Origin of the sequence: Streptomyces chiangmaiensis (assembly GCF_036281785.1) — a bacterium.
Taxonomy (GTDB): domain Bacteria; phylum Actinomycetota; class Actinomycetes; order Streptomycetales; family Streptomycetaceae; genus Streptomyces; species Streptomyces chiangmaiensis.
Genome location: NZ_JAYWVC010000076.1, coordinates 22567 through 34217, shown reverse-complemented (window position 1 = coordinate 34217; position 11651 = coordinate 22567). Strand labels below are relative to the sequence as shown.

Annotated in this window: 11 protein-coding genes and 1 pseudogene; 6 read left to right on the top strand and 6 right to left on the bottom strand. The window is 70.9% G+C overall.

The annotated features are described in order from the left end of the window. Window positions 1–418: STAS domain-containing protein (locus VXC91_RS21945; protein ID WP_329509010.1), on the bottom strand; the 418-nt coding region annotated here is incomplete at its 3' end. Between the two features lie 292 nt (window positions 419–710). On the opposite strand from VXC91_RS21945, the gene VXC91_RS21940 reads away from it, so the two are divergent. Then, the gene (locus tag VXC91_RS21940; RefSeq protein WP_329509009.1) at window positions 711–1079 is read left to right on the top strand and encodes a hypothetical protein; all 369 of its coding nucleotides are present in this window, start codon (window positions 711–713) and stop codon (window positions 1077–1079) included. 72 nt (window positions 1080–1151) lie between these two features. Further along, entirely contained in the window at window positions 1152–2018 is an 867-nt protein-coding gene (locus VXC91_RS21935; RefSeq protein ID WP_329509008.1) for a Cof-type HAD-IIB family hydrolase, read from the top strand. Window positions 2019–2035: 17 nt separating this feature from the next. On the opposite strand, the gene VXC91_RS21930 is transcribed toward VXC91_RS21935, so the two are convergent. Together VXC91_RS21930 and VXC91_RS21925 are read right to left on the bottom strand one after the other, a co-directional pair. Next, window positions 2036–3223: a PP2C family protein-serine/threonine phosphatase gene (locus tag VXC91_RS21930; RefSeq protein ID WP_408057440.1), complete on the bottom strand. Its 1188-nt coding sequence runs from the start codon at window positions 3221–3223 to the stop codon at window positions 2036–2038. Between the two features lie 129 nt (window positions 3224–3352). Beyond that, window positions 3353–4357: a zinc-binding alcohol dehydrogenase family protein gene (locus VXC91_RS21925; RefSeq protein WP_329509006.1), complete on the bottom strand. Its 1005-nt coding sequence runs from the start codon at window positions 4355–4357 to the stop codon at window positions 3353–3355. 134 nt (window positions 4358–4491) lie between these two features. Between VXC91_RS21925 and VXC91_RS21920 the strand changes: the two genes are divergently transcribed. From VXC91_RS21920 to VXC91_RS21905, 4 genes are all read left to right on the top strand, one after another. Then, window positions 4492–5289, top strand: a complete 798-nt coding sequence (locus tag VXC91_RS21920) for a VOC family protein (RefSeq protein ID WP_329509005.1) — start codon at window positions 4492–4494, stop codon at window positions 5287–5289. A 147-nt stretch (window positions 5290–5436) separates the two neighbouring features. Then, window positions 5437–6123, top strand: coding sequence for a ribonuclease H family protein (locus VXC91_RS21915; RefSeq protein ID WP_329509004.1), 687 nt, complete (start codon window positions 5437–5439; stop codon window positions 6121–6123). Between the two features lie 262 nt (window positions 6124–6385). Further along, entirely contained in the window at window positions 6386–8410 is a 2025-nt protein-coding gene (locus tag VXC91_RS21910; protein WP_329509003.1) for a SpoIIE family protein phosphatase, read from the top strand. Between the two features lie 161 nt (window positions 8411–8571). After that, window positions 8572–9009, top strand: coding sequence for a PPOX class F420-dependent oxidoreductase (locus VXC91_RS21905; protein WP_329509002.1), 438 nt, complete (start codon window positions 8572–8574; stop codon window positions 9007–9009). Window positions 9010–9031: 22 nt separating this feature from the next. Here VXC91_RS21905 and VXC91_RS21900 read toward each other — a convergent pair. From VXC91_RS21900 to VXC91_RS21890, 3 genes and pseudogenes are all read right to left on the bottom strand, one after another. Beyond that, window positions 9032–9232: pseudogene (locus tag VXC91_RS21900) on the bottom strand (tyrosinase family protein); the annotation flags it as partial. Between the two features lie 119 nt (window positions 9233–9351). Beyond that, window positions 9352–9978 carry an alpha-ketoglutarate-dependent dioxygenase AlkB gene (locus VXC91_RS21895; RefSeq protein WP_329509001.1) on the bottom strand — a complete coding sequence of 209 codons (627 nt, stop codon included), beginning with the start codon at window positions 9976–9978 and terminating at the stop codon, window positions 9352–9354. A gap of 787 nt (window positions 9979–10765) precedes the next feature. Continuing rightward, window positions 10766–11152: an ArsR/SmtB family transcription factor gene (locus VXC91_RS21890; protein ID WP_329509000.1), complete on the bottom strand. Its 387-nt coding sequence runs from the start codon at window positions 11150–11152 to the stop codon at window positions 10766–10768. Window positions 11153–11651 lie beyond the last annotated feature (499 nt).

Here is an 11651-nt window from a genome sequence, read left to right as displayed (position 1 = left end):
GTACGTGTCTCCCCTTCCGGTCCGGTGGCGGTCCGTCAGTACTCGCCTCCATCGTTTCATCGCCGCGCCAGTCGAGGCTCGGCAGTTCCGGCAGCAGCTGAAAGCGTGTGAGCAGGCCCGCGGCGCGGAGCAGATGGTGGATGTGGGGCCGGTCGGACACGAGTCGCAGACGTCCACCGCGCTCCCTGGCCCTGGTCTCGGCCCGGCACAGGACGCGCAGTCCCGAACAGTCGAAGAAGACGACCGGCCGCAGATCCACGAGGACATCGGGTGCGGGACGGTCGGTGACCGCCTCCAAGTGCGCGGCCACGGAACCCGCCGACGCCATGTCGATCTCGCCCGACACCTCGACGACCGTGAACGGGCCGAGAGTGTAGCTACGGGCGAAGCGGTTCGCCGCCACCGGTTCGGAGTGCATTCCGGCACCACCTCGGCAGGGAAGTGCGCATTGATCTAGGTAGTTACCCAGACTGGGCGGAAGCATCCCTGCCGCCGTCCGTACAAGATCAGATTCGCCCCTTGAGGGGGAGTTCGGCCGCGGAACGCCAGGAGGGCCGGCCAAAGGAGTTCGCGCGGCGAGACCGGGCGCCGCCGGTACGGCCTCGGCGGACACCGGGCACCCCCACCAGGCGGTCGGGGTGGAGCCCTTACGATGGGTCCTCGACGAGGCGACGGCGCCGACGACAAAGGATCCGACGACAAGGGATGCGATGAAGATCCGCCGGGCGCCCGCCGGGGCCGCCCTGCCGGGCAAGGCTGCGGTCCGTGGACCGACCGACCGGACCGTGCTGGACACCGAGTTCGAACAGGCCCCCCTGACCCGTGCCCGGGGCACGGGCATCTCCACGGCGCAGGGCGGGGCCCGCCGCGGGCGGCCGTTCGCCGTGAGCGAGCCGGTGGCCGGCCCGGTCGCCCGGGGGTCCCGCGCCGTGCGGGCGCCCGGATCCCCATGTCCGCAGGGGCTGTTCCAGCCGCAGGGGGCACTCCCGGTCGTGACCGCAGCATGGCGGCCCGGGGCGCTCGCTGTCGCCCCGCGCCGCGCCCGCGCCGAGCTGCGCAGCCGCGCCCAGGACGACTGACACGGATCCCGAACAGGGCCCGGCTCGCTGCGGAGCCCTCCCCGATCGCCGCCCCACCCAGGAAAGCAGGACATGTCCTCCACCACGCCCTCGTGCCTTCTGACCGCCCCCGAGCTGCCGAGCGAGCCGGTGGACATCCGGCTCGTCGTCACCGACATGGACGGCACGCTCCTCGACGGCACCGGGCGGATACCCGAGGGCCTCTGGCCGCTCCTCGTCGAGCTGCGCCAACGCGGGGTGCTGTTCAGCCCGGCCAGCGGACGCCAGTACGCGACGCTGGCACGGCAGTTCGCCGAGGCGGGAGACGGCATGGTCTTCATCGCCGAGAACGGCACCTACGTCGTACGCGACGGCGTGGAGCTCAGCTCCGACCCGCTGAACGCCGCGGTGGCCGCCCGCGTCGTCGAGACGACACGGCGGCTCGCGGCCGACGGTGTGGACGTCGGTGCGGTCCTGTGCGGGAAGAGCTCCGCCTACGTCGAGCGCCGGGACGAGGCTTTCGTGGCCGAGGCGAAGAGGTACTACGCCCTGCTGCGCATCGTCGAGGATCTCACCGCCGTCGAGGACGAGTTCCTCAAGGTGGCCCTGTACGACTTCGGACCCGTGGGGCGGAGCACCGCTCCGGCCCTGGAGCCGTTCACGTCGACCCACCGGGTCGTCGTCTCGGGCGAGCACTGGGTGGACATCATGAACGCCACCGCCGACAAGGGCGCCGCCCTGCGCGGGCTCCAGCGGGAGCTGGGCATCACGCCCGCGCAGACGATGGTGTTCGGCGACTACCTCAACGACCTCGAGATGCTCGATGGGGCCGAGTGGTCCTTCGCGATGGCCAACGCCCACCCGGATGTGCTGCGGCGGGCCCGCTATGTGGCACCGCCGAACACCGAGAACGGCGTCCTGCGCACGATCGTCCGGCTGCTGCGTCTGCCCACGGTCTGAGACCGGCCCGGCCTGGTTCACGCCTCGTGGCGGCGGTGGATGCGGGCCGCCAGGACCGCGACATCGTCCTCCGCATGGCGGGCGTCGAGCCGGGCCAGGACGTCGGTGAGCAATTCCTCGACGCTCGCCCCGGGCGGCAGCCGCAATGCGGCGAGCCGGGCCAGGGAGACGTCGATGTCCTCCTCGCGCCGCTCCACGAGACCGTCTGTGAACAGCAGCAGCGTGTCCTCGGGCGAGAGCGAACGGCTGGTGAGCTCGTAACCGCCTGCCCCCGTCCCGAGGGGAGGTCCGACCGGCACGTCCAGCAGTTCTCCGGTGCCGTCCGCGGCGAACAGCGCCGGTGGCAGATGCCCCGCGCTGGTCAGCGATGCCGTACCGCGCGCCGGGTCGACCTGGACGAGGACACAGGTTGCCGGACGGCGGTTGCCGTCCTCGGCGACGGCGGCGTCCAGCCGGCGCAGCACTCGATGGGGCGGCAGATCCGTGGAGGCGATGTAGCGCAGCATCGAGCGGTAGGCGTTCATGTCGACGGCCGCGTCCAGTCCGTGGCCCATCACGTCGCCCAGGGCCAGCAGTGTCCGGCCGAAGTGCAACCGCACCGTCTCGAACCAGTCCCCGCCTACCAGGGTGCCGCCGCCGGCCGGCAGGTAACGGGTGGCCAGGTCCAGGTTGGGATGGGGCCGCCCCGGCTCGGACAGCAAGGCTCGCTGGAGCTGGCACACGGTGCCGCGCATGGTCGTGTACCGGCGTGCGTGCCCGAGGTGCACGGCCGCCAGCCTGGCCGCGAAGTGGGTGACCGCGGTGTCCCGGTCGGAGAACGGCGGGCCGTTGCGCACTGTCAGCAGCACTCCGTAGAGGCGACTGTGCGCCAGTAGCGGCACCGTCATGACGTGCCGTGGCACCGGCCCGGACAGGTCCACCGATGCGGTGATCGGGTGCCCCTCGGCGAGGGCCTTCAGGGACAGCGTGCGGGCGGTGTCCGACGGATCGAGGAGTTCGGCTCGTCCCGCCGTCGCCACGCGCTCCAGGTCGGGGTCGGTCGCGGGCGGTATCGAGGGGACGTCCTCGGGCAGCAGGTCCACGGCGGCGGCGTCGCACACCAGGTCGCTCACGTAGTCGGTCAGTTCCTGGCAGGTGGTGCGCTCATCGAGCGTCGTGCCGATCGACTCCAGGGCGTTGTCCAGGCCGTACAGCGTCGACGACATCCCGGAGCCGACGCCGTACGGCGGGTCTGCAGTGTGGCCACCGCCCACAGCGCACCTCCGCGACGACACCTCTGCGAGTCCATCCACGCACGGGACGGCTCCGCCCGCACCCGCGCGCCGTCGCCCAGGTCAGAGGTCGTTCACCAGCACGGCTGCCCCGTCGAAGCGCCCGGCCTTGAGGTCGCCGAGGGCCCGCTGGGCCTGTGACAGCGGGTACGGGTGCGTCGTTGCCCGTACGCCGTAGCGGGCCGCCAGTTCCAGGAACTCCCGGCCGTCCCGGCGTGTGTTGGACGTGACGCTGCGCAGCTCCTTCTCGTAGAACAGTTCGCTCTCGTAGTGCAGGCTCGGGACGTCGCTCAGATGGATTCCCGCGACGGCGAGGACACCGCCTCGGTCCAGCGCCCGTAGCACCACCGGTACGAGGTCGCCGACCGGTGCGAACAGGATCGCTCCGTCGAGCAGCTCCGGTGGGGCGTCGTAGGCACCGGCCGCCGAGGCGCAACCGAGGTCGAGCGCGAGCCGCTGGGACGCCTCGTCCCGGGTCAGGACGTGCACGGTGGCGCCCTGCGCCAGCGCGACCTGCGCACACAGGTGTGCGCTGCCCCCGAACCCGTACAGCCCGAGACGCCCGCCCGACGGCAGCGACGTCCGCAGCAGCGCCCGGTATCCGATGATGCCCGCGCACAGCAGGGGGGCCAGCGCCACATCGGGCACGTTCGCCGGCAGCCGGTAGGCGAACGCGGCCGGTACGGTCGTGTACTCTGCGTACCCGCCGTCGGCGGTCCAGCCGGTGTACTCGGAGACCGGGCACAGATTCTCGGTCCCGCGCGCACAGTACCGGCAGGTGCCGTCCGTACGGCGCAGCCATGCGACCCCCACCCGGTCGCCGACGGCCCACCCGCTCACCGCCGCTCCCGTCCCGGCCACCTCGCCCACGACCTCGTGCCCGGGCGTCACCCCCGATCGGCGCACCGGTAGGTCACCCTCGGTGACGTGCAGATCCGTACGGCACACGCCGCAGGCCCGCACATGCACCAGCAGCTCGTCGGGAGCCGGCTCCGGGACCGGTCGCTCCACGAACCGCAGCGGCTCCCGTTCGACGGGTCCCGGTCGGTCCAGCACCCATGCGCGCATCGTCTGTGTCCCGTCCCATGACCGTCCCCGTTCCAGTGTGGGACAGAACTGCGGTTCGGCGCGCGGTGCGGCACGGGTCTGGCTAGCGTGGAGGAGCACAACCCCGAACCGTCGCACGGGGGAGGTCGAACGCCATGGCGGTACAACCCGAGGGATCACCCTGCTGGGCCGACGCGATGTTCGCCGATGCCGAAGGGGCCAAGACGTTCTACGGCGATGTCCTCGGCTGGACGTTCGGCGAGGCGTCGTCCCAGTACGGCAACTACACGCAGGCGTACGCCGACGGCAAGGCGGTCGCCGCGGTCGTGCCGCCCATGCCCGGGCAGGAGGGCCAGTCGGCCTGGTGCCTGTACTTCGCCTCCGCCGACGCCGCCGCGACCGCGGGGAGGATCAGGGATCATGGCGGCGAGGTGCTGATGGAGCCGATGCAGGTCGGGAACTTCGGCACCATGGCCTTGGCCCGCGAACCGAGCGGCGCCGTCTTCGGCGTCTGGCAGGCCGGCGTCCACGAGGGCTTCGAGGCCCAGGGCGTGCCCGGCGCGTACTGCTGGGCCGAGGTCTTCACCCGCGAACCGGAGAGGTCCGACGCGTTCTTCCCCGCCGTCTTTCCCTACCGTGCCAAGCAGATCGAGGACGAGGCGATCGACTTCCGCATCTTCGAACTCGACGGGAACCCCGTGCTCGGCCGGATGAAGATGACGGACGACTTCCCGCCGGAGGTCCCGCCGTACGTCAATGTGTACTTCACCGTCGAGGACTGCGATGCGGCCGTCGAGCGGGCCACCAAGCGTGGCGGCGTCCTGCGGTTCGGTCCGATGGACAGCCCCTTCGGCCGCTTCGCCGCGCTGAGCGACCCCCAAGGCGCCAACTTCTCGGTCATCGACGTCACCACCACCCAGGGCCGGATGCCGGACATGACCGACGTCTCCTGACCCTGGTGCCCGGCGGACGCGACGGCTCATACACGCACGTCACGGCGCCGGTCGTAGGGGCTTCGGCCTGCGCCCGGCGCTCGGCCCGCGCCTCCTCCCCGGCGTCGGCCTGCGGCCCGGGTATCGGAGCGCAGGCCGGAGCGTGGCATGATCGGGGGCATGCCTGAACGTGTTGTGGCCGCCTGCGACGGGGCTTCGAAGGGAAACCCCGGACCTGCCGGATGGGCCTGGGTCGTCGCCGACGAGGACGAGATCCCGACCCGCTGGGAGGCCGGCCCGCTGGGCAAGACGACCAACAACGTCGCCGAACTCACGGCGCTGGAGCGCCTGTTGACTGCGGTCGCCCCGGACATCCCGCTGGAGATCCGTATGGACTCCCAGTACGCGATGAGGGCGGTCACGACCTGGCTGCCCAACTGGAAGCGCAACGGATGGAAGACCGCAGCGGGCAAGCCCGTGGCTAACCGGGAGCTGGTCGTGCGCATCGACGAGCTGCTGGACGGCCGTGAGGTCGCGTTCCGCTACGTCCCTGCGCACCAGGTCGGAGGCGACCGTCTCAACGACTTCGCGGACCGTGCCGCCAGTCAGGCGGCCGGCGGGCAGGAACCGGCGGGCAGCGCGTACGGCTCTCCCGAGCCGCCGCCGTCATCGCAGCCTGCGGCCTCCGCCGCCCGCCGCCCCGCACCCGCGAGGAACCGCGCCGCGGGGCGCACCCTCAAGGCGAAGTTCCCCGGCCGCTGTGTCTGCGGCCGCCCGTACGCGGCGGGCGAGCCGATCGCCAAGAACGCTCAGGGCTGGGGTCACCCCGAGTGCCGCACGGCCGGCGACGGCTGACGACGGCGGGGCCGTCCGCCGGGGCCGCGTGACGGCAGGTTCCGGCTCGCCGTCGGGTGCCGGTCCACACCTTGTCCGGACCTGGTCACAGGTCACGTCGGGGCGCGTTGGGTCGCCGTATACATGGGGGCGGAGTACACCGGAAGAGGGACACCCGAGCCGCTTGCGGAGCGTATCGCCGTCGGGCGGCACTGGAGGTGACTTCCATGGCAGACCGCTGTGGGGGCTGCGACGCACGTGACGCCGGGATGGCGACACTGCCTTGTTCGCCCGGTCCCCGATCGGCTTGGCTGTCCTGGACACCGACTTGCGGGTTCTGCGCATCAGCACCGCCAGTCCGGCCATGCGGGGCCTGCGGGAGGAGGACCTCGTCGGGCACCGCTTTCCCGACGCGCATCACGTGTTGGAGGAGAAGGCGGCCCAGGATCTCTTGCGCGGTGTGCTGCGCGACGGTGTGCCGGTGCAGGGACGGGTCTTGCGGGCGCGGCCGGCCGCGTACCACGGTCAGGAGCGTCTGTTCGAGATCTCGGCCTTCCGGCTGGAGGACGGCGAGGGCACGGTCCTCGGTGTGGCGATGACGGTGGTGGACGTCACCGACCGGGAAAAGGTCCGGATCCGGCTGGGCATCCTGGACGCCGTGCGTGAGCACGTGGGACGCACCCTCGACGTGGTGGCCACGTGCCAGGAGCTGGCCGAGGAGGTGGTCCCCGCCTTCGCGGACGTGGTGGTCGTGGAGGTGGTGGACGCCGTGATCCGCGGCGACGATCCTCCGCTCTCCCCGCTGCCTCGCGACGTGCGGCTGCGGCGTGTGGCCTTTCGCGACAGTGGCAACGGGGAAGCGCAGCCACAGGCACACCCGGTGGGAGACGTCCGGGCGATTCCCGGACCGACCCCGTACAGCCAGGCTCTGGCCGACCTGCGACCGCGTGCCGTCACGCTGCGCCCCGGCCTGCCCTGGCTGACGGCCGACCCACCCCGCGCCCGCGCCATCCGCGAGGCCGGTGCGCACAGCCTTCTCGCCGTCCCGCTGGACCTGCGCGGCTCGGTGATCGGTCTGGTGTGCCTGTACCGCAACCGGACGCCGACCTCGTACGACGAGGACGACATCGAACTCGCCCGGGACGTGGCACGGCACACCGCCCTGTGCATCGACAACGCCCGACGCTACACGCGGGACCACACGGTCGCGGCGACCGTCCTGCGGCACATCCTCCCGCTGTTCCCCGCCTCGCTCACCGCGCTGGAGTCGGCCGGTATCGCCCGCCCCGGTGAGGGCGGGAGCGGGTGGTTCGACACCATCGGCCTGTCCGGCGCACGGACCGCCCTGGTCGCCGGAACGGTCGCAGGGGGAGGCATTCAGGCGGCGGCGACCGTCGGGCAGCTGCGCACGGTGGTGCACTCCTTCGCCGCGCTCGACCTCGACCCGGAGGAACTACTCGCCCTTCTGAACGACACCGCCACGCTCCTGGCGGCAGAGCGCACGGCGGTGCCGCCCGGCAGCCCACTGCATCGTGAGCCACGGGCGGCGAGCTGTGCGTATGGCGTGTACGACCCGCTGACCCGGATGTGCACCGTCGCCCGGGCAGGGCACCCCGCGCCTGTCGTGGTGCACCCCGACGGCACCGTCGACCGCCCCGACACTCCGGCCGGGCCGGGACTGGGGAGTACGGATCGGGCGCCTTGCGCCGCCGACCACATCCGGCTTCCGCACGGCAGTGTGATCGCCTTCGCCGGCAACGCGGTCCTGGCCACGCACCTGACCTGCGAGGCGAGCCCCCTGCGCTCGGCCGTCGCGGACGGCGACCAACCCGTGCAGGAGCTGTGCGACGACATCCTGTACGGCCTCCCGGCCGACATGGAGGCCGATGACGCCGTCCTCCTGGTGGCCCGTACACGCCCCTTCCCCTGCGACCGCATCGCCACCCGACGACTCGACGACGAGCCCACCGCCGCCGCCACGGCCCGCGGGTACACACGCGGCCGCCTGGCCGAGTGGCGGGTGGGGCAGGAGACAGCGCTCAACGCCGAACCGATCGTCAGTGAACTGGTCACCAACGCCCTGCGGTACGGCAGTCCGCCCCTGGAGTTGCGCCTGATCCTGGATCGGGGGCTGACCTGCGAAGTCAGTGACTTCAGCGCTACCGCACCGCATCTGCGGCACGCCCGCACCACCGACGAGGGCGGGCGCGGACTGTTCATCGTCTCGCAGCTGGCCCAGGCATGGGGGACCCGCTACTCGGCCGACGGCAAGACCGTGTGGACCGAGCAGGCGCTCGAGCCACCGTGATCGGACCCGCCGCGGCGGTTGCCGGCCGGGGCTCGACCGGCGTGGCCCCGTGCGGCGTGGTGAGGCGCCTCGAGCCGAGTACCGGAGTCGGTCGTTCGGGGGAAGTCGCCCGGGGCCGGCCCACCAGCGTGTCCGCCCGCCCGCGGCTCCGTTGAAGGAGCGTGACGAACCAGAACACCCGGCTGCCGCGGGAGCTGCGGGACCTGATCGAGTCCGGCCCCATGGCCCATCTGAGCACCATCAACCCCGACGGGAGCCCGCAGGTGACCGTCGTCTGGATCGGTCTGGACGGAGACGACGTCGTCAGCGGCCATATGGCGCGGCATGTGAAGCTGCGCAACATCGAGCGGGACCCGCGGGTCGTGTTGTCCTTCGACGCCCCGCGGGTCCCGGGTGTCTTCCTGAACGAGTACGCCGTGCTGCGGGCGCGGGCCACCGTGCAGCCGAGCGACGGCACATGGGACCTCCTCAACCGCTTGGCCAAGGTCTACATCTCGCCGCAGGCCGAGTTCCCGGCGCCGAAAGGACCCGGCTACATCGTGCGCTACTCCGTCGAGCGCATCGGCGGTGTCGGCCCCTGGGCGACGGCCTCGCGTTGAGCCGTGGTCCGCTCCCGCGGACTCAGTCGGTGCCGAAGGTGTAGTACGCCGTATGGTCCAGCAGGTCCACCGGGCGTACGTCGTTCCACGGCTTCATGGTCTCGCGGAGGTCGACGACATCGTGGGTACCGTTCGGCGGCAGACGGCCGGAGCCGGGGCGGAGGTGCTGCCACTCGGCCCACAGTTTGTCGATGTAGGCGTGGTGCAGCCAGAAGACCGGGTCTGCCCCCTGGACGAGACGTTCGGGATCGCGCGCGGGACGAACCTGCGTGCCACGGACCTCGACGACATTGTCGACCGCTGCGCACCGGCCGTACAGGCGCAGTTGACGCCCTGACGCGGTCAGTTCACCCCTTGAGGCCGGAACTGGATGCTGATCCGGGGTCCGGTCGCGCGGGTGGACTTCGGAATCGCGTGCTCCCAAGTCCGCTGGCAGGAGCCGCCCATCACGATCAGATCGCCGTGCCCGAGCGGCCGCCGGATCGTCTCTCCGCCGCCGCGCGGGCGCAGGGCCAGGTCGCGTGGCGCCCCTACGGAGAGAATGGCGACCATGGTGTCCTCCCGCGCACCGCGGCCGATCCGGTCCCCGTGCCAGGCCACGCTGTCGCGGCCGTCGCGGTAGTGGCACAGGCCGGCCGTGACGAAGGGTTCGCGCAGCTCGGCGGCGTAGTGGGTGGACAGGGCGAGGCGTGCCTCCTCGAGCACGGGATGCGGCAGGGCCTCGCCGGCACGGTAGTACGAGAGCAACCGCGGCACGTCCACCATCTGCTCGTACATCTGCCGCCGCTCCGCATGCCACGGCACCTCGGAGGCCAGGGTCTCGAACAGGGCGTCGGCCCCGCTCAGCCAGCCCGGCAGCAGGTCGATCCACGCCCCGGCCCCGAGCACGGTCCGCCGCAAACCCTCGAGGGAGCCGAGTCGGATGTCGTCGGTCTGGTCGAAGAGCGAGCCCTGGAGATGCGTGGCCATACAGGGAGGGTACGCCTTCAATCGAAAATATGTTCGCCGTGCACCGCCGAGCATGCCGGCGCCAGGGAGGAGGTCGCGTGTGACCGTTCACCCTGGTTGGCGGATGTTCACGATAGTCGGCGAGAAGATCACCAGGTTCCTCCGCGGATGCTGGGCCGGGACACGTTAGTTGGAACCTGGTCACGCGGGTTGGAACCGCGAAGCTAGTACTTGTCGATGAAGGCGAGTCGATCGCTGTGAGGGTCGCTGAGGTCGACCTCCGGCGTCACCGGATGCGGCTGCGCCGCTGGCGGAGCGGACTGACCTGGCCGGAAGGCGTGCTGGTGCCGGGTCGATCTGCTCGATGAGGGCGTCGCCGTGCCGGCGGAGGAGTCTGAGCAGGGTGGAGTGCCTGCGTTGCCGGTTGTGGAAAATCTCCAGGTACTCGAACAGGGCGGTGGACAGCTTCAGTCGGGTGCGCCACCGTCTGCGGTTGAGCAGTTCGACCTGGCTCCGGGCCCAGAAGGGCTCCATCATCGCCTTGTCCACTCAGTCCCCGATGGAGCCCATCGAGGGAAGCAGGCCGGAGGCGTGGCGTGGGCCACGGTCGTGGAGAGCGAGGCGGCGAACGACCAGAGCACGGCGCTGTGGCCGGGACGGCATATGGAGGGCGACGGCGCCGTCACCCTCCATATTGTCTGCTGAGCGGTGTGCGCGTCGGCCGAGATCTCGAGTTTCCGGTTTCTGTGCGCTCCGTTCTACCGCCCAGGGCGCGAAACGTGCAGGTACAAGGACTTCTGTCGAACCGTCAATTGCTGCCGTCCAACGATCTGCCGGGGGGAGCGTGACGGCTAGGAGTGAGAGCCACATCGAGGAGCAGGCGCACGTGGGTGTCCGCGAGACGGTAGTACGCCTGCCGGCCGGAGCGGCGCACGTCGACGATGTGCTGCATGCGCAGCAGTCGCAGCGAGTGCGAGGTCGACGACATGCTCTGACCCGTTGCGGCAGCCAGATCGCTTACCGGGATCTCGCCCCCGATCAGAAGGGCGAGCAGCAGCTGCAGGCGGCGCGGGTCGGACATCAGACTGAATGTTTGCGCCAGTTCATGAGCCGTGCTCTGCGGCGGAAGGGTGCGGCGTAGCGCCTGTATGCGCGTGTCCGCCGAGGCGGAGGGCGCTTCCTCCAGTCTGGCCATGTCGACATCGCCTTCAGTTGAGCAACTGTTCAACCGACATCGTAGTCCGAGGGTAGGACTTCAGCCTATGGTGCCGCGCTGGTGGCCGACCACGAAAAATGTGAATAGTTCGTCAACTGTTTAGGTATTCCTGTGGCGAGCCAGACACTCTGTGTGAAAACCGCTCGCCGGGCTTCAGGTTCGGTGGCCTGACGAGATCCGTCGGCTGAAGCGGTCCCGCAGAGAGGAAGTCTCAGTATGTTTGCCACCAGAATTGCCACAGCAATCGTCTGCGCTGCCGCCGGGATGGCGGTGCTGCCTGCGTCACCGGCCTTGGCGGCCGATCACCCCCTGGCCGGTGCACGGGCCGGGCAAATGGCGATCCAGCCTGGGGCGCCCGTCGTCAGTGGCCCTTGCATGCAGATCCCCTGCAGCCACCGGTGGCAGGGGCGCTCACACCGAGTTACGCCACCGCAGACGTGGGCGCCGAACGGCAAGCGGCATGTGCCGCACAGCACCC

Coding starts and splice junctions, on each gene's coding strand:
- VXC91_RS21940 (WP_329509009.1), top strand. CDS start 711: ATGAAGATCCGCCGGGCGCCCGCCGGGGCCGCCCTGCCGGGCAAGGCT.
- VXC91_RS21935 (WP_329509008.1), top strand. CDS start 1,152: ATGTCCTCCACCACGCCCTCGTGCCTTCTGACCGCCCCCGAGCTGCCG.
- VXC91_RS21930 (WP_408057440.1), bottom strand. CDS start 3,223: ATGTCGTCGACGCTGTACGGCCTGGACAACGCCCTGGAGTCGATCGGC.
- VXC91_RS21925 (WP_329509006.1), bottom strand. CDS start 4,357: ATGCGCGCATGGGTGCTGGACCGACCGGGACCCGTCGAACGGGAGCCG.
- VXC91_RS21920 (WP_329509005.1), top strand. CDS start 4,492: ATGGCGGTACAACCCGAGGGATCACCCTGCTGGGCCGACGCGATGTTC.
- VXC91_RS21915 (WP_329509004.1), top strand. CDS start 5,437: ATGATCGGGGGCATGCCTGAACGTGTTGTGGCCGCCTGCGACGGGGCT.
- VXC91_RS21895 (WP_329509001.1), bottom strand. CDS start 9,978: ATGGCCACGCATCTCCAGGGCTCGCTCTTCGACCAGACCGACGACATC.
- VXC91_RS21890 (WP_329509000.1), bottom strand. CDS start 11,152: ATGGCCAGACTGGAGGAAGCGCCCTCCGCCTCGGCGGACACGCGCATA.